The 15,483-nt window shown below is 60.9% G+C and carries 19 protein-coding genes; 12 read left to right on the forward strand and 7 right to left on the reverse strand.

Features of this window, described 5'->3' with window-relative positions; all coding sequences use genetic code 11:
• The first annotated feature begins 106 nt into the window (after positions 1–106).
• The 8 genes from ispF to LW136_RS08785 all read left to right on the forward strand — a co-directional run bounded on the left by ispF (position 107) and on the right by LW136_RS08785 (position 6,652).
• A complete protein-coding gene (ispF, locus tag LW136_RS08750; RefSeq protein ID WP_003299334.1) occupies positions 107–580 on the forward strand; it encodes a 2-C-methyl-D-erythritol 2,4-cyclodiphosphate synthase in 474 nt (157 codons plus the stop codon).
• A complete protein-coding gene (gene truD / locus LW136_RS08755; protein WP_234174984.1) occupies positions 577–1,617 on the forward strand; it encodes a tRNA pseudouridine(13) synthase TruD in 1,041 nt (346 codons plus the stop codon). Before ispF ends, truD begins: the two co-directional genes overlap by 4 nt.
• Positions 1,617–2,366, forward strand: a complete 750-nt coding sequence (gene surE / locus LW136_RS08760) for a 5'/3'-nucleotidase SurE (RefSeq protein ID WP_234174985.1) — start codon at positions 1,617–1,619, stop codon at positions 2,364–2,366. The genes truD and surE overlap by 1 nt, the downstream gene beginning before the upstream one ends.
• A gap of 38 nt (positions 2,367–2,404) precedes the next feature.
• The gene (locus LW136_RS08765) at positions 2,405–3,040 is read left to right on the forward strand and encodes a protein-L-isoaspartate(D-aspartate) O-methyltransferase (RefSeq protein WP_003299331.1); all 636 of its coding nucleotides are present in this window, start codon (positions 2,405–2,407) and stop codon (positions 3,038–3,040) included.
• Positions 3,041–3,059: 19 nt separating this feature from the next.
• Entirely contained in the window at positions 3,060–3,995 is a 936-nt protein-coding gene (locus LW136_RS08770; RefSeq protein WP_023443764.1) for a polyprenyl-phosphate transporter, read from the forward strand.
• A gap of 79 nt (positions 3,996–4,074) precedes the next feature.
• The gene (locus tag LW136_RS08775) at positions 4,075–4,875 is read left to right on the forward strand and encodes a peptidoglycan DD-metalloendopeptidase family protein (protein WP_003299328.1); all 801 of its coding nucleotides are present in this window, start codon (positions 4,075–4,077) and stop codon (positions 4,873–4,875) included.
• Positions 4,876–4,975: 100 nt separating this feature from the next.
• Positions 4,976–5,971, forward strand: coding sequence for an RNA polymerase sigma factor RpoS (gene rpoS, locus LW136_RS08780; RefSeq protein ID WP_003299327.1), 996 nt, complete (start codon positions 4,976–4,978; stop codon positions 5,969–5,971).
• 543 nt (positions 5,972–6,514) lie between these two features.
• Complete coding sequence (locus LW136_RS08785; RefSeq protein ID WP_003299325.1) at positions 6,515–6,652, forward strand: hypothetical protein; 138 nt, start codon at positions 6,515–6,517, stop codon at positions 6,650–6,652.
• Positions 6,653–6,669: 17 nt separating this feature from the next.
• On the opposite strand, the gene LW136_RS08790 is transcribed toward LW136_RS08785, so the two are convergent.
• Complete coding sequence (locus LW136_RS08790) at positions 6,670–7,515, reverse strand: GNAT family N-acetyltransferase (protein WP_044314128.1); 846 nt, start codon at positions 7,513–7,515, stop codon at positions 6,670–6,672.
• A gap of 155 nt (positions 7,516–7,670) precedes the next feature.
• On the opposite strand from LW136_RS08790, the gene LW136_RS08795 reads away from it, so the two are divergent.
• Together LW136_RS08795 and LW136_RS08800 are read left to right on the forward strand one after the other, a co-directional pair.
• Positions 7,671–9,608 carry a sodium:solute symporter family protein gene (locus LW136_RS08795; protein WP_234174986.1) on the forward strand — a complete coding sequence of 646 codons (1,938 nt, stop codon included), beginning with the start codon at positions 7,671–7,673 and terminating at the stop codon, positions 9,606–9,608.
• A gap of 269 nt (positions 9,609–9,877) precedes the next feature.
• Positions 9,878–10,393, forward strand: a complete 516-nt coding sequence (locus LW136_RS08800) for a hypothetical protein (RefSeq protein ID WP_014819933.1) — start codon at positions 9,878–9,880, stop codon at positions 10,391–10,393.
• Positions 10,394–10,506: 113 nt separating this feature from the next.
• Here LW136_RS08800 and LW136_RS08805 read toward each other — a convergent pair whose 3' ends face one another.
• From LW136_RS08805 to LW136_RS08815, 3 genes are all read right to left on the reverse strand, one after another.
• Positions 10,507–11,298, reverse strand: coding sequence for an SIR2 family protein (locus LW136_RS08805; RefSeq protein WP_125862406.1), 792 nt, complete (start codon positions 11,296–11,298; stop codon positions 10,507–10,509).
• 6 nt (positions 11,299–11,304) lie between these two features.
• Positions 11,305–11,853: a non-canonical purine NTP pyrophosphatase gene (locus tag LW136_RS08810; RefSeq protein ID WP_042925699.1), complete on the reverse strand. Its 549-nt coding sequence runs from the start codon at positions 11,851–11,853 to the stop codon at positions 11,305–11,307.
• A 184-nt stretch (positions 11,854–12,037) separates the two neighbouring features.
• Positions 12,038–12,478, reverse strand: a complete 441-nt coding sequence (locus LW136_RS08815; RefSeq protein ID WP_234174987.1) for a group II truncated hemoglobin — start codon at positions 12,476–12,478, stop codon at positions 12,038–12,040.
• Positions 12,479–12,613: 135 nt separating this feature from the next.
• Between LW136_RS08815 and LW136_RS08820 the strand changes: the two genes are divergently transcribed.
• Positions 12,614–13,045 carry a universal stress protein gene (locus LW136_RS08820; protein WP_003299314.1) on the forward strand — a complete coding sequence of 144 codons (432 nt, stop codon included), beginning with the start codon at positions 12,614–12,616 and terminating at the stop codon, positions 13,043–13,045.
• Between the two features lie 21 nt (positions 13,046–13,066).
• Here LW136_RS08820 and LW136_RS08825 read toward each other — a convergent pair whose 3' ends face one another.
• Both LW136_RS08825 and LW136_RS08830 read right to left on the reverse strand, forming a co-directional pair.
• Positions 13,067–13,411: a YajD family HNH nuclease gene (locus LW136_RS08825; RefSeq protein ID WP_003299313.1), complete on the reverse strand. Its 345-nt coding sequence runs from the start codon at positions 13,409–13,411 to the stop codon at positions 13,067–13,069.
• A gap of 93 nt (positions 13,412–13,504) precedes the next feature.
• Entirely contained in the window at positions 13,505–14,203 is a 699-nt protein-coding gene (locus tag LW136_RS08830; RefSeq protein ID WP_234174988.1) for a YebC/PmpR family DNA-binding transcriptional regulator, read from the reverse strand.
• Positions 14,204–14,404: 201 nt separating this feature from the next.
• Here LW136_RS08830 and LW136_RS08835 point away from each other — a divergent pair, with 201 nt between their 5' ends.
• On the forward strand, positions 14,405–15,289 hold the full coding sequence (locus LW136_RS08835; RefSeq protein WP_234174989.1) for an EamA family transporter: 885 nt from the start codon (positions 14,405–14,407) through the stop codon (positions 15,287–15,289).
• Positions 15,290–15,327: 38 nt separating this feature from the next.
• Here the strand turns inward: LW136_RS08835 and LW136_RS08840 are convergent, their stop codons facing one another.
• A complete protein-coding gene (locus LW136_RS08840; protein WP_156924007.1) occupies positions 15,328–15,465 on the reverse strand; it encodes a hypothetical protein in 138 nt (45 codons plus the stop codon).
• Positions 15,466–15,483 lie beyond the last annotated feature (18 nt).

Consider the following 15,483-nt stretch of genomic DNA (forward strand, 5'->3'; position numbering starts at 1 on the left):
GATGGTGGTTATTGGCTGTGTCGATGATCGGGAGGTGCCGCGGACACTCAAGCAGCACCCGGCTCCTGTAGAATCGCCGCCTCGAGATTTTCAGGGTTTTGCATCTATGCGTATCGGCCACGGTTACGACGTGCACCGCTTCGGCGAGGGCGATCACATCACGCTTGGCGGCGTGCGGATTCCACACAGGTTTGGGCTGTTGGCTCATTCCGACGGTGACGTGCTGCTGCATGCCTTGAGTGACGCGTTGCTCGGTGCCGCTGCGCTGGGCGATATCGGCAAGCACTTCCCGGACACCGACCCGCAATTCAAGGGCGCCGACAGCCGCGCTTTGCTGCGCCATGTGCTCGTCCAGGTCCAGGCCAAGGGATACGTCGTCGGCAATGTCGACGCCACCATCATCGCCCAGGCGCCGAAGATGGCCCCGCACATCGACAGCATGCGCGCGTTGATCGCGGCTGACCTGCAGGTCGAGCTGGACCAGGTCAACGTCAAGGCCACCACGACCGAGAAGCTGGGTTTCACCGGGCGTGAGGAGGGGATCGCCGTTCACGCGGTTGCCTTGCTGGTCCGCGCATGACCGAAGATCAGCTGCTCGGGCCGCGCGCCCATGGCGAGCCCTGTGGCAGTGCCGTGCTGAAAGCGATTGCCGAGGATTTTCAGGTCGATGAAGTGCTCGATATCCCGCTGTCCGGCGAAGGCGAGCACCTCTGGTTATGGGTGGAAAAGCGCAATCTGAACACCGAGGAAGCCGCCAAACGCATCGCCCGCGCTGCTGGCGTGCCGCTGAAGATGATCAGCTACGCCGGGCTCAAGGACCGCCAGGCATTGACTCGCCAGTGGTTCAGCCTGCATCTGCCGGGCAAGAGTGATCCGGATCTTGCCGCTGCCGAGAGCGACGGCCTGGCGATCCTCAAGCGCACCCGGCATCAGCGTAAGCTGCAGCGCGGCGCGCACTCGGCCAATGGCTTCCGCCTACGCTTGACGGAGCTGCGCGGTGAACATGCCGCGCTGGATGAGCGGCTGGAGCGGATCAAGGCCTCCGGCGTGCCGAATTACTTCGGCCTGCAGCGTTTCGGCTATGAGGGCAGCAACCTGCACGGTGCACGGCACTTCGCGGCGAAAGGTGAGCTTCCGGAGCAGCGCAACATGCGTTCGCGGCTGCTTTCGGCTGGCCGCAGTTACCTGTTCAACCGTGTGCTCGCCGAACGGGTTGGGGATGGCAGCTGGGATCAGGCACGAGTAGGCGATCTCCTGGCATTCACCGACAGTCGCAGCTTTTTCCCGGCCGGGCCGGACGAGTGCGACGACCCGCGCCTGACGATTCTGGATCTGCATCCGACCGGCCCTTTATGGGGCATGGAAGGCTCTCCAGCAGGTGACGAAATTCAGGCACTGGAAAACGCCGTCGCCGAAACTGAACCCGCGGTCGTCAATTGGTTGGCGCAGGCAGGAATGAAGCACGAACGGCGCATTCTTCGCCTCCCCATCGGCGGTTTGTCGTGGCATTATCCCGAGCCTGACATTCTGCAACTGGAATTCGTCCTGCCGACCGGATGCTTCGCCACCGCCGTGGTGCGTGAGCTGGTCAGCCTGGCAGGGCAGACGGACATCTGATGCGTATTCTGATCGCCAACGACGACGGGGTGTATGCGCCCGGGCTCGCCGTGCTTTATGACGCGCTGGCCGACTATGCCGAGTGCAAGGTGGTAGCCCCGATCCAGGACATGAGCGGCGCCAGCAGCGCCCTTACCCTGGACCGCCCGCTTCATCCTGTCAGCATGCCGAACGGCTTCATCGGGCTGAACGGCTCGCCCACCGATTGCGTGCATCTGGGCCTGAACGGGCTGCTCGAAGAAACACCGGACATGGTGGTTTCGGGCATCAACCTCGGCGCCAATCTGGGCGACGATGTGCTCTATTCCGGCACGGTTGCCGCGGCTATCGAAGGCCGCTTCACCGGCCGCCCGGCCTTTGCCTTCTCGCTGGTCTCTCGCTCGACGGAAAACCTGCCGACCGCTGCGCATATCGCGCGCCTGCTGGTGGAGAAGCACGACCAGCTCGAAGTGCCGCCGCGCACGGTGCTCAGCGTCAACGTGCCGAACCTGCCGCTTGATCACATTCGTGGTATCCAGCTCACTCGTCTGGGGCATCGCAGCCGTGCCAAGCCACCGGTCAAGCAGGCCAACCCTCGCGGCAAGGAGGGCTATTGGATATCCGTGGCCGGGGACGTCGAGGATGGCGGACCGGGTACCGATTTTCATGCGGTGATGCAGGGTTACGTATCGATTACCCCGCTGCAGCTGGATCGAACTTTTCATGAGGCCTTCAACGGTCTCGAGAGCTGGCTGGAGAACGTGCTGTGAGACATCGCGAACAAGACAGCCTGCTGCATGGGTCGGGAATGACCTCCCAACGCACCCGTGATCGCCTCATCCAGCGCCTGTACGAGGAAGGTCTTTCCAGCGCCCAGGTGCTCGAAGTCATCCGCCGCACGCCACGCCATCTGTTCGTAGACGAAGCCCTGGCGCACCGTGCCTATGAAGATACGGCGCTGCCGATCGGACACAACCAGACCATTTCCCAGCCGTTCATGGTTGCACGCATGAGCGAGCTGCTGCTGGCCGACGGGCCGCTGGACAAGGTTCTCGAAATCGGGACCGGCTCCGGCTACCAGACCGCCGTGCTGGCGCAGCTGGTCGAGCGGGTCTTCTCGGTCGAGCGCATTCAGGCGCTGCAGGACCGAGCCAAGGAGCGCCTCGCCGAACTCAAGCTGCGCAATGTGGTCTTTCGCTGGGGCGATGGTTGGGAAGGCTGGCCAGCATTGGCGCCTTACAACGGGATCATCGTCACCGCAGCGGCAGCCGATGTGCCGCAGGCCCTGCTCGATCAGTTGGCGCCCGGTGGGCGTCTGGTGATCCCGGTAGGGGCCGGCGAGGTCCAGCAACTCATGCTGATCATTCGAGAGGAGAACGGCTTTTCGCGTCATCTTCTGGATACCGTACGTTTCGTGCCGCTGCTCAATGGCCCCGTGATTTGATCATTCAGCGGAAGAAAGCATGAAAGACGCTTTATTGTTGTACGCCAAGGGCATGGCCATGGGCGCAGCGGATGTGGTGCCCGGTGTCTCGGGCGGTACGGTGGCTTTCATCACCGGCATCTACGACGAGCTGCTGCGTTCGATCAGTGCGGTGCCCTATGCCATCCGCCCGTTGCTGCGGGGGCGCGTCGCCGAGGCGTGGAAGACCGCCAACGGCAGTTTTCTGGTGGTGCTGTTTGCCGGCATCCTGACCAGCATCCTCAGCCTGGCCAGGCTGATTACCTTCCTGCTGGAAGAGCATCCGATTCCCGTCTGGTCCTTCTTCTTCGGCCTGATCCTGGTTTCCGTGCATCTGGTGGGCAAGGAGATCCAGCGGCGCAACCTGTCGCGGCTGGTGAGTTTCTGCCTGGGTATCGGTTTCGCCTACTGGATAACGGTGGCGGCCCCGGTGCAATGGGGCAGTGACGGCCTGAGCCTGTTCTTCGCCGGTGCCATCGCCATCTGCGCCATGATCCTTCCGGGGATCTCCGGCAGCTTCATCCTCGTCTTGCTGGGGCTGTATCCGGTGGTGCTGGGTGCGGTAAAGAACTTCGATATCGGCGTGATGGCGATCTTCGCTGCCGGTTGCCTGGTGGGTCTGCTCAGCTTTGCCAAGTTCCTCAGCTGGCTGCTCAAGCGCTGGCGCGACCTGACCCTGGCGTTTCTGACCGGATTGATGCTCGGCTCGCTGAACAAGGTCTGGCCGTGGAAGGAAACGCTGACCTGGCGTACCAACTCCAGCGGCGAGAACGTTCCGGTCCTGCAGCAGAATCTGCTGCCCGGCGCCTATGGCGACTTGACTGGCCAGGACCCGCAGTTGCTGCTGGCCATACTGCTGGCCGTGGGCGGCATCGTCCTGGTGCTGGGTCTCGAGTGGTTCGCCGGGCGACGCCAGCCGATGACGGAAGGCGTTTGACGCACGTGTCTATGAAAGGGAGCGGGCATTGAGGCTCACAGCAGTACGGCGGTGGATTCGCGACCCTTTGGTCCGCTCGATGGTCGGCGTGCTGGTGATCGCCGGCACGCTGGTCGGTTGCGCATCCTCGCCTCCGGGCGGTGGTGTGCAGGTCGTCGATCGCAACCAGCGTGATCGTGTCACCAGCGGGCAGTACATCGTGCGCCGCGGCGACACGTTGTGGTCCATCGCTTTCCGCTTCGGCTGGGACTGGCGCGATCTGGCCCGCGTAAACGGCATTCAGCCGCCGCATGTCATCTATCCCGGTCAGCGGATTCGCTTCAGCGGCGGCGCCACCCGAACGGCGGCTGCTACACCGCAGCCGGTGCCCAAGCCTTCTTCCAGTCCCGCCCCATCCACCCCGGTCGTGGTCGCCAATCCGGTGCCGCGCCAGCCGGCGATCACCACACAGCCTAAGCCTGCGGTTAGCCAGCCGGCGCGCACTCCGGTCACACCTGTGACCCGCTCTGCAAGCGGTTGGGCATGGCCAGCGAACGGCACGATCATCGGTCGTTTTTCCTCAAACGGTAGTTTGAATAAAGGAATTGATATCGCTGGGGATTTGGGACAGCCTGTCCTGGCTGCTTCTGATGGGACTGTTGTGTACGCCGGCAGTGGATTACGGGGTTACGGCGAACTTGTGATCATCAAGCACAGCGATACCTATGTAAGCGCCTACGGACACAACCGCAGGCTGCTGGTGCGGGAGGGTCAACAAGTCAAGGCTGGGCAAAGTATCGCCGAGATGGGATCGACGGGAACCGACCGGGTGAAGCTGCATTTCGAGATTCGTCGCCAGGGCAAACCCGTAGACCCGCTGCAATACCTGCCAAGACGTTGACCTGTCACTTGCCTGTTCCAGCACTAGGTTGGGCTTGAGCGTAGCCAGGGACCCGCGCCGCTTGGGCCTGTTGTCGAACTCGGAACAGGACAAGAATAAAATGGCACTTAAAGACCACGCGCTGGAGTTTGACGTCGACGATGCGGTTCTGCTCATGGAAACGCCGATCCACTTCGACCAGAAAGACAAAGTGACCAAGGCTGCCAGTGCAGGCAGACCCAAGGCCACATCCAGCAAACAGCACAAGTTCATCGACTACAACCGGGCGCTAGATGCAACCCAGTTGTATCTCAACGAAATCGGTTTCTCCCCCCTCCTGACCCCCGAAGAAGAAGTGCATTTCGCGCGTTTGGCGCAGAAAGGCGATCCGGCGGGGCGCAAGCGCATGATCGAAAGCAACCTTCGCCTGGTGGTGAAGATCGCCCGACGCTACGTCAATCGCGGTCTTTCCCTGCTCGATCTGGTCGAGGAGGGCAATCTCGGTCTGATTCGCGCGGTGGAGAAATTCGACCCCGAGCGCGGCTTCCGCTTTTCCACCTATGCCACCTGGTGGATTCGACAGACCATCGAACGGGCGATCATGAATCAGACCCGCACGATTCGCCTGCCGATTCATGTGGTCAAGGAATTGAACGTCTACCTCCGGGCCGCTCGCGAGCTGACCCAGAAGCTCGACCACGAACCCAGCCCTGAAGAGATCGCCAACCTGCTGGAGAAGCCGGTCGGTGAGGTCAAGCGCATGCTCGGGCTCAACGAACGCGTCACTTCGGTGGACGTGTCGCTTGGCCCGGACACGGACAAGACGCTGCTCGATACACTGACCGACGATCGCCCGACCGATCCTTGCGAGCTCCTGCTGGATGACGATCTGTCCAACAGCATCGACCAATGGCTGTCTGATCTGTCCGAAAAGCAGCGGGAGGTGGTTATCCGTCGTTTTGGCCTGCGCGGCCATGAAGCCTCGACGCTGGAGGAGGTGGGGCAGGAGATCGGCCTGACCCGCGAGCGTGTTCGCCAGATTCAGGTGGAGGCGCTGCGCCGTCTGCGCGAGATTCTCGAGCGTAACGGCTTGTCGAGCGACGCGCTGTTCCAGTGACATCAATGTCGTCGGGTCTGGTTGCCGGGCCCGACGACAATCCCGCCGCTGCTGCACTTTTCCTGACCCCTTGCACACGCGGCCTTGGGTCGATCCCTTGGCTTAATCCGCCGCGGTCGGTTTTCCTGGTTGTCCTCTCCCTGTGTACGCATTTGCTTACAAGCGTTGTAAGCAAAGCCCACGAAACAGCTACGGCGACCGGCGATTTATGCCCGGATCACTACGCAACTTACTGATTGTTATAGAAATTATTAGATGCTCTGGATGGGCCAGGCAGTGCTGCGGCTGGATGCCACAGCTTGTTGTCGTCACGCCGATCATTAATATCGCACCCGTGCTCAGGGATTAGCGCGGCCTTCAGGATGAAGGTCAAGGACCGCCGCAGGAAGCGGTGTCATCCAGGAAGATGAGAAGGGATACAGGGAACAAGGAAGGAGGCGGGCGGGGTCAAACCCGCCCCTTTTTTTTGCCTGCGAGAAACTCCCGCTGAACCGAGTGGCCGGGGCACGGCCTAATGGGAACAGTCCATCAGCGGAGAACCACATGAACGGCGACCAGCACAACGACCAGCCCACCAAAGAGCAGGACGACGTGACCCGTCGGCCGGATGAGGCTGACGAAGATCAGCTCGATGAGGCTATCGAAGAAACCTTTCCAGCCAGCGATCCGATCTCGCCCTGATTAACCGGAGGGCGCGCTCAGACGGCTTGTTCCTTCCCCTCCGTACGCATCAATAGCGCAGGCATGATATGCCTGCGCAACAGCGGCGCCACATCCTCCCTCGCGCATGGCGCGATCTCCAGCCAACCCAGTTCTTCCAGTTCGGCCTGCACCTTCACTGCGTGGGGCAGGCGTCCGATGAACACATCCGCCTCCACCTGATGGTCCGGCTCGTTGGCAGCCGGTGCGCGGAAATGCCCGAACGACTCGAGATCATCATCCTCGAGCCTCAGGTCGAGTTCTTCATGAAGCTCCCGCTTGACGGTTTGCAGAGGTGTTTCGCCCGGTTCTGCCTTGCCCCCAGGGAGCATGAAGAAGCGGGTGCTGCGTTTGCGCACGACCAGGAGGCGTCCGCGTTCGTCGATCAGACAGGCGATGGCGATGTTCAGGGTTGCAGCTGGCATTGGCATCATCCTTCGGTCATTAAGCAGGGCAATCAGTGCCTTGGTCCGTCGGTAGCGGGCCAGTCGGTCGGCCAGGGTGTCAGGCAGCAGGTCCGTCATGACGAAGCCAAGTCGCGTATAGAAATCCAGAAGTTCCGGTTTACAGAACAGCCAGACCGGTCCGCTGTTCGACATCAGCGCTTCGCGTACAAGCTGCGCGCCGATGCCGCGGCTTCGCTGCGAAGGGGTCACCAACAAGCCGGTCAGAAAATGCCCATCCGCTACTGGCGTCAGGCAGAGCCCACCCAGGATAGCGCCGCGCCGGGCCACCCAGCATGTGGCCTCGGGACGTATGCGGTTACGGCTGTTGTGGGCTCGATAGAACCTGACCAGCAGCGGCTGCAGAGCCTTGGGGAGCGGCGAATAGTCGAGAGTGGGCATGACCGACCGTGGATTCTTCGAGGGCACTAGTCTAGCGCCTGAGCGGCGATCACCATACGCCCTGTATCCGACCGCTGCCGTTCATCCGTTCGCTGCATCTTTTCCGTCGTCTTGGCGCTCTCACCCTTAGCGTTTCCAACGACAGGAATAACAACATGTTGGATCTACTGATTGTGCTCGCATTCGTTTTCTACGGCCTTTCGGCAGGGATGCGCGCCCGCTCCAAAGCCTCGCAGAGCCTTCACGAATACTTTCTTGCCGGACGAACCATCAAGGGCTGGCGTGCAGGCGTGTCGATGTCCGCCACGCAGTTCGCGGCCGATACGCCGTTGCTGGTCAGCGGTCTGGTCGCGACTGCCGGGGTCTTCGCATTGTGGCGGCTGTGGATCTATGGGTTGGCATTCCTGCTGCTGGCATGGGTATTCGCCTCCGGCTGGCGCCGTGCCGGGGTGCTCACCGACGCCGAACTCACTCGTGTGCGCTACAGCGGTCCCGCAGTGGTGCCGTTGCGGCTGTTCAAGGCGATTTATTACGGCACCGTTATCAACTGTGTGGTGCTGGCGATGGTACTGGTCGCGGCCATTCGCATTGCCGAGGTGTTTCTGCCATGGCACGAGTGGCTGCCGGGCGGCGTCTACGCGGTGATCATGGGCGCAGTGGAAGCCAGCGGCATACGGCTTGGTGAGAGCATTAGTGGGCTCGATCAGCTGACGACCAGCACCAACAATCTCATTTCGATCCTGTTGATACTTACCTTCACGGCGATGTACTCGATCACCGGAGGCCTGCGTGCGGTGGTGCAGACCGATGTCATGCAGTTCAGCGTGGCGATGCTGGGTACGTTGGTATATGCCTGGTTCGTGGTGGACGCAGCCGGTGGACTGGGCGGCCTGACCGATCGGATCGTCGAGCTGTATGGCAGTGAGCAGGCGGCCAAGATGCTTTCGTTCTCGCCGCCGAGCAATGCCGGCGAGGCGCTGACGCCATTCCTGGTGATCGTCGGTTTGCAGTGGCTGTTCCAGATGAATTCCGACGGTACCGGATACCTGGCGCAGCGCAGCATGGCTTGCCCGACAGATCGTGAGGCGCGTATTGCCGGTTTGGTATTCACCTGGCTGCAGATATTCCTGCGCAGCCTGTTCTGGTTGGCGATCGCGATCGGTCTGCTGGTGCTGTACCCGTTCAGTCCAGAAGAGATGAGTGGTGAAGGCTTCACCGCTGCGCGCGAGGCGCTGTTCGTCACCGGTATCGAAGAATTGCTACCGCCGGGTTTCCGCGGGTTGATGCTGGTGGGCCTACTGGCGGCCCTGGCGTCGACCGTGGATACGCACCTCAATTGGGGCGCTTCGTACTGGAGCAATGATGTCTATGGTGGGGTCGTCGCGCCGAAGCTGCTCAAGCGCAAGCCCAAGGACAAAGAGCTGGTTCTGGTCGCTCGTCTTTCCAACGTGCTGATCCTGCTGATCGCGATGGTCATCATGGCCAACCTCGGTTCGATCCAGATGGCCTGGTTCATCTCCTTACTGTTCGGTGCCGGAATGGGTTCGGTTCTGGTACTGCGCTGGCTCTGGGAGAGGATCAATCTGTACTCCGAGCTGACGGCAATGATCGCATCGCTGATCACCGCGCCCTTGCTGCTCTACTACCTGGGCACCGATCCGGAGCGTGAGTGGATACGTCTGGGCATCATGTCCGTGGTTACCTGCAGCGCCGCGATTCTGGTCAGCTACATCACCCCGCCCACGGACAAGGAGACGCTGGATCGCTTCTATCGCAGGGTGCGGCCGTTCGGCTTCTGGGGACAGACCGCCGTGCGTTGTGGCGTCTCACGCCGGGAGTCGCTCAAGGCCCTCGGTGTACGCCTGTTTGCGGTAGGCGTTACGGCGCTATCGGTCTTCACGTTATTGATCGGCGTGGGGCGGTTGCTGTTCCCACAGCCGGAAGGAAGTTCTGTGCTGGCGTGGATATGTATCGCCGTTGGGTTGGCCTTGACACCCGTGTGGATGTATCTCGCGTTCAGCCGTTATTTCGATGATGAACGGGAAGATGATGCGCTTGAGCTTCACGAGAAGAGTGCGGATGTGGCTGGCTGATTTAATGGACGGGTTTATATGTATATCACGCAACGATTCTATAATTGCCTTTCTAATATCTATTTGAAGGTCATCGTGCTGGCATAACAGTATCGCGTTCTAGGCTAATTTTATAAAAATCATCGAATTGACGCTTTTTTCTATTGTTTTGCATGAAAATCCGGTCATTCGTCGATTCCTTTGAGCAGTCTCAGGGTTTACATGCTTGTCTCAGGAATACGCATTGCTATTGCGTATTTCATAACAAGCACAAAAGCAGAGGTGCCGTCATGAATCGACTTTTCAAAACTTCCTTAATGGTTGCCGCCATGCTTCCGGCTGTTGCCGGTGCGGCTCCCATGACCGGTGACAAGGAAATCACATTGGGTGGTGCAGGAAGCAGCGACAAGGACTTTGACGATACTGTTTTTTCCGTACAGGGAAGTTGGGGTCAGTATTTAAGCGAATCTTCTCTCTGGGGTGTCCGGCAGACTGTCAATGCGCGTGATACCGAGGGAGAAAGTGTCAAGTTCGATGGCTCGACTCGCGTCTTCTATGACTATCACTTCGGCACCGGCAAGGCACGGCCTTTCATCGGTGCGAGCATTGGTGGTGTCTACGGTGACCGGGTAGACGAGACGTTCATGGCGGGGCCGGAAGTCGGCTTCAAGTACTGGGTTCAGGACAAGACGTTCATTACCGCGATGGCGGAATATCAGTTCCTGTTCAAGAGCGGCAGCGATGCACAGGATCGATATGATGACGGAGTGTTCCTCTACAGCATCGGTGTTGGCTTCAACTACTGATCAGGACATGCGCGATGTCGCCCGACATCGCGCATGCTAAATTGCCTGTGTCTTCGTAAAAGTGCCGTTTCGCTTGTTTTAATGCCGCTTCGCTTGTTTTTGGAAAAAGACTCTCAGGTTTCAACCAGTTGCTGCAGGAAGTTCTTCAGCGCAACGCCGGGTTCATCGTCTTCCGATGCAATCATGCGAATGCCCCATTGTCTCAACACTTCTTCCTGAACCGGGTTCGGCTTGTGTGAGAACACATATGAAATGGGCCGGACACCGAGCGTCTCGTGTTCGTTCCATATCTTCGACAGCTTGTGAAATAGCAGACGTATATTAGTATCGGAAAGACTGTATCCGATAAACAGAACGGCCTTGCTCAATGTGTCGGCGCGTAACTTGATATCCAGCGGCGTTTCGAACTGCAGGCGCTGGTAGTAGCTGGTCTCGTCAAGCACGATCGAGGCGTCATCATCGAAGTCACCGTGGAACTTGACGATCTGCCTGATGCCATCACGGGCCTTGGTAAGGTCACTGGCGTTGGCGATCTTGATGTAGTCCACCGCATGGGCGTCATGGGCGTACTCCAGCCAACGGTCATAGTTGGTGGTATAGATCGCCGGAAAACGGCCACGAACGATCAGCCGATGAATTTCCGAGTCACGTATTTCGATGTTGCGATGCCACTCGCGGTCCATCCAGCTGCGCAGCGGGCCGATGCTGCCTTTCTTGATCCGGTAGTACTCGGCCAGGGCGAGGAAATTGCCGTAGGTGTTGAACACCTCCGGGTCGTAGTCGAGCTGCACGGCGATCTCGTCGATCAGCTCCTTCCACGGCGGCAAGCCAATGTTGGCGGATACGCCGGAACCGACAAAAAGGATCAGGCGATTGTTCCGGTACGCTTCGCGGAGCTGGTCCATGGTTGCTCAGGACTCCCGCAGATAGGCGACGAAGGCGTCGAGTGCGCGCCGGCGCATGGAAAGGCCGTTCTTTTGCGTGCCCAGCTGCGCGAACGTCTGGGTCTGGCCTTCGGGAATGAATACGTCGTCCCATTCGAAGCCGCCATGCCCGGCTGGCGACGGTGCGATGCGCCCGGCGACCACGCCTTCGAAGAAATGCCGTTTGCGACCGTCGCAATAGCCGATCAGGGTCCGCGCCTCGGCGGCCGGATCGTCCAGCCGCCCGATCAGCTCCGAGAATCGCTCGGCCTGCAGTCGGTCCCAGAAGATCTGCGTCAGCCCGCCGGGAAAGCCGTTGAGGCTGTTGATGAAAAGCCCGGTGTGTTCGACGAAGACCGGTTTACCGATCATCTTGAAGGCGACCAGCAGCTTGTCGCTGACCAGCTGGTGCAGGTCCTCGGTACGCAGCTCCTCGATACGGATGGGGAAGGGCTTCACCTCGATTCCGCTGGGCTGGAGAATCTCGCAAACCTCGAGGATCTTCTGCGGGTTGATGGACGCGAAGCGGATTTTCATGGAACGAGCCAGCTCGGTTTCGACGGATGAACGCTGCCGCCACGACGGCCGCCCTTGTCTGTATGACGCAAGGTGAGTGGCTCGGTTCTCCTGCCCAGCGGATTAATCGATCAGGCGCGCCTATGGACGTTGCAGCGCCACGTCTTAAAGGAATGACATTGCAGACTCTGGCGGGGAGGGCGCTTCAGCTCCGGCCCGGACGCATCGGGCAGACTGCCTGCACCTGACGGATGCGCTCGGCGGGGACGCGCAGCTGCCGTAGCAGGTACTCGGCGAATTCCGGCGTGAATGGCTGACGGGCGATGGCCTGTTGCATGCAGAACAGCCAGGCATCGCGTTCGGCTTCGCCGACCTGCCAGCGGGTATGGAACTGCGGAATGCTGATGCCGCCATACTTCTCTGCGTATCGCTTCGGGCCACCCAGCCAGCCGCTCAGAAAGCTCGCCAGCCGGTCCCGGGCGTCGCTCACGTCTGCCGGATACATTGCACGAACGCCCGCGGCTTCTGGCGCCAGGTCCATCACCTGGTAGAAGTCCGCGACCAGCTGTTGCAGGCCCGGTTCGCCGCCGGCTGCCCGGAACGAGGCGTCGCCGACGCCGAACGCGAGACCTTGATTGGGGTTCATCAGACTCGTCTCTGGCTCGTTGAAAGGGCGCGAGATGATGCGCGCTTGTGCCAGATCAAAACAAGTGCGAGCAGCGCCCGCAACGCGCAGGCAGCTGGTCTAAGCTGAAGGTCCACACAACAGCGGAGACAGGAAATGCGCAGGCTTCTGGTTGCATACGATGGTTCGGACAACGCCAAGCGCGCCCTGCAGTATGTCGTCGATCTGGCGCGGGATACCGGGATCGCGCTACAGGTGCATGTGGTCAACGTTCAGCACGAACCGATCATCTACGGCGAATACGTGACGTCGGCGATGATCGATGAACTCAACAACGGCCTGATGGCCAAGGCGCGCTCCGTGCTCGACGAAGCGGCAGCCGTGTTGCAGGCCGGCGGCCTGAGCTGCGAAACCCATGCGCTGCTGGGCAATGTTGCCGAGCAGGTCAACGACGCGGTCAAGCGGCTGGGCTGCGACACGGTGGTGATGGGCACCCGTGGTCTGGGCAGCTTCACCGGGATGCTGATGGGCTCGGTGGCGAACCGGGTGATCCATGAGGTATCGGTCCCGGTGCTCTTGGTCAAGTGAGCTGAATGCCGGTCTGGCCGATCAGTCCTGCTTGCCCTTGAGCAGATCGGCCAGGTTGGCGAAGGCCTTGAAGGTTTCCTTCGGGCCCAGGTCGCTGCCCGGCCTGGCTTCGGCTTGGTACTGGTTGTCGGTGTAGCGGGAATGCTCGTTGTCGTGGCAGTACAGGCAGAGCAGCTCCCAGTTCGAGCCATCCTCGGGGTTGTTGTCGTGGTTGTGGTCCTTGTGGTGGACCGTCAACTCGCTCAGGCGCTTGCCGGAAAATTCCCGCGCGCAACGACCGCAGACCCAGGGATACATCTTCAGTGCTTTTTCCCGATAGCCTTGTTCGCGCTGACTGTAGGGCGTGGTCGGTTTGCTGCTGCTCATGGTGAATGCTCGCCGGGTTCGTTGTTCGTCAGGGCCCACCCCCGCGTCGGCATCGCCACGTGCGGGAACAGCCCCAAGTAAAGTCGATGGCTGTCAGCCCGCCAAGCCGACGTAGACGTTCTGCACGTCATCGTGGGCGTCGATGGCCTCGAGGAAGGCTTCGACTTCTTCCAGTTCGGCACCGGACAGGCTGACCGGATTCTTCGGACGATAGCCCAGTTGCGCGGACTGCACGGTAAAGCCGAATTCCGGCAGCGCCTTGCACACGGCGTCGAGATCGGTGGGTTCGGTGATGAACAGCGTGCTGCCTTCGTCGGCTGCTTCGAAATCCTGCGCACCGGCCTCGATCGCGGCCATTTCGGCATCGGCGTCGCCTTCAGGCGCGACTTCGATCATGCCGACGTGGTCGAAGTCCCAGCTCACCGAGCCGGAGGAGCCCAACTGGCCTTTGCGGAACAGCACGCGGATTTCGGCAACGGTGCGGTTGACGTTGTCGGTCAGGCACTCGACGATCAGTGGCACCTGATGCGGCGCGAAGCCTTCGTAGAGTGTGCGTTCGTAGTGGACCACCTCACCGTTGAGGCCTGCGCCTTTCTTGATGGCGCGCTCCAGGGTGTCCTTGGGCATCGAGGCCTTCTTCGCCTGTTCGACGACCAGGCGCAGGCGCGGATTCATGTCGGGGTCGGCACCGCTGCGGGCTGCGATCATGATTTCCTTCGACAGCTTTCCGAAGATCCTGCCCTTGGCGTTCGCCGCCGCTTCCTTATGCTTCGCTTTCCACTGTGCGCCCATGCTCGTCCCCGTCTGAAGTGATGAAGTCAGGCGCGGATTCTATAGCGTATTCCGGCCTTGCGTCGCCGGTGGCGGTGCTGCCCGTGCCAGGGCGATGGGCGGTTGCTCCGCACTGTGCCGCTCATTTTGGCGATCACTGTATGGAGCGCTCACCCGAAGCGGCATCTTTAATGCATCTTTTACGCAACAGGGTGCGTCGCCATGTCGCCTCGGGATCTGCTGCTCGCGCTGGTCGTCATCGTCGTCTGGGGCATGAACTTCGTGGTGATCATGGTCGGCCTGCACGACGTGCCGCCGATGCTGCTGGGTGCGTTGCGTTTCATGCTGGCGGCCGTGCCGGCGGTGTTCTTCATCAAGCGTCCGCAGGTGCCGTTGCGCTGGATGCTGGCCTATGGGCTGACCATCTCGCTCGGGCAGTTCGCCTTTCTGTTCACCGCGATGAAACATGGCATGCCGGCCGGACTGGCCTCGTTGGTGCTGCAGTCGCAAGCGTTCTTCACGCTGTTCTTCGCAGCGCTGTTTCTCAGCGAGCGATTGCGCGTAGCCAACTTGCTGGGACTGGTCATCGCGGCCTGCGGTCTGGCGATGATCGGCGCGCAGACCGGCCTGGGCATGACCCTGGGCGGTTTCGTGCTGACCATCTGCGCGGCGTCGATGTGGGCGCTGGGCAACATTGTCACGCGCAAGGTCGGCAAGGTGAACCTGGTCGGGCTGGTGGTATGGGGCAGTCTGGTGCCGCCGCTGCCATTCCTGGCGCTGTCGCTATGGCTCGAGGGGCCGGCGGTGATCGAGGCGGCGCTGCGCGGCATTGGTTGGCAGACGATTCTGGTGCTGGCCTATCTGGCATTCGGCGCGACGATTCTCGGCTATGGCCTGTGGAGTCGCTTGCTGTCGCGTTACCCGGCGAGCCAGGTGGCCCCGTTCTCGCTGCTGGTGCCGGTGGTCGGGCTGACGTCAGCCAGCGTGTTGCTGGGCGAGCGGCTGGGGACGCTGCAATTGGGTGGGGCGTTGCTGGTGATGCTCGGCCTGGGGGTGAATGTTTGCGGTAGCTGGTTGTTCGGTCGGTTGCGTCTGGCCAGGGTCTGAAACGCCCGGCATCAGACCGGGCGTCGCAGCGATAAGGCTCAATGGGTGGCGGCGTGGGCGCCGAGCAGCGTAGTGCCCGAGCCACTCTTCTTGTCGCGCTTGGCCATCCGTTTTTCTTGCGCCGTTTTCATCGGCTTTTTCTTGCCGTTCTTCTTTGCGTCCATTCCCTTGCTCATGGTGTTCACCTCTGATTG

Origin of the sequence: Stutzerimonas kunmingensis, assembly GCF_021432085.1 — a bacterium.
In the GTDB taxonomy this organism is placed as follows: domain Bacteria; phylum Pseudomonadota; class Gammaproteobacteria; order Pseudomonadales; family Pseudomonadaceae; genus Stutzerimonas.

Coding starts and splice junctions, on each gene's coding strand:
- ispF (WP_003299334.1), top strand. CDS start 107: ATGCGTATCGGCCACGGTTACGACGTGCACCGCTTCGGCGAGGGCGAT.
- truD (WP_234174984.1), top strand. CDS start 577: ATGACCGAAGATCAGCTGCTCGGGCCGCGCGCCCATGGCGAGCCCTGT.
- surE (WP_234174985.1), top strand. CDS start 1,617: ATGCGTATTCTGATCGCCAACGACGACGGGGTGTATGCGCCCGGGCTC.
- LW136_RS08765 (WP_003299331.1), top strand. CDS start 2,405: ATGACCTCCCAACGCACCCGTGATCGCCTCATCCAGCGCCTGTACGAG.
- LW136_RS08770 (WP_023443764.1), top strand. CDS start 3,060: ATGAAAGACGCTTTATTGTTGTACGCCAAGGGCATGGCCATGGGCGCA.
- LW136_RS08775 (WP_003299328.1), top strand. CDS start 4,075: ATGGTCGGCGTGCTGGTGATCGCCGGCACGCTGGTCGGTTGCGCATCC.
- rpoS (WP_003299327.1), top strand. CDS start 4,976: ATGGCACTTAAAGACCACGCGCTGGAGTTTGACGTCGACGATGCGGTT.
- LW136_RS08785 (WP_003299325.1), top strand. CDS start 6,515: ATGAACGGCGACCAGCACAACGACCAGCCCACCAAAGAGCAGGACGAC.
- LW136_RS08790 (WP_044314128.1), bottom strand. CDS start 7,515: ATGCCCACTCTCGACTATTCGCCGCTCCCCAAGGCTCTGCAGCCGCTG.
- LW136_RS08795 (WP_234174986.1), top strand. CDS start 7,671: ATGTTGGATCTACTGATTGTGCTCGCATTCGTTTTCTACGGCCTTTCG.
- LW136_RS08800 (WP_014819933.1), top strand. CDS start 9,878: ATGAATCGACTTTTCAAAACTTCCTTAATGGTTGCCGCCATGCTTCCG.
- LW136_RS08805 (WP_125862406.1), bottom strand. CDS start 11,298: ATGGACCAGCTCCGCGAAGCGTACCGGAACAATCGCCTGATCCTTTTT.
- LW136_RS08810 (WP_042925699.1), bottom strand. CDS start 11,853: ATGAAAATCCGCTTCGCGTCCATCAACCCGCAGAAGATCCTCGAGGTT.
- LW136_RS08815 (WP_234174987.1), bottom strand. CDS start 12,478: ATGAACCCCAATCAAGGTCTCGCGTTCGGCGTCGGCGACGCCTCGTTC.
- LW136_RS08820 (WP_003299314.1), top strand. CDS start 12,614: ATGCGCAGGCTTCTGGTTGCATACGATGGTTCGGACAACGCCAAGCGC.
- LW136_RS08825 (WP_003299313.1), bottom strand. CDS start 13,411: ATGAGCAGCAGCAAACCGACCACGCCCTACAGTCAGCGCGAACAAGGC.
- LW136_RS08830 (WP_234174988.1), bottom strand. CDS start 14,203: ATGGGCGCACAGTGGAAAGCGAAGCATAAGGAAGCGGCGGCGAACGCC.
- LW136_RS08835 (WP_234174989.1), top strand. CDS start 14,405: ATGTCGCCTCGGGATCTGCTGCTCGCGCTGGTCGTCATCGTCGTCTGG.
- LW136_RS08840 (WP_156924007.1), bottom strand. CDS start 15,465: ATGAGCAAGGGAATGGACGCAAAGAAGAACGGCAAGAAAAAGCCGATG.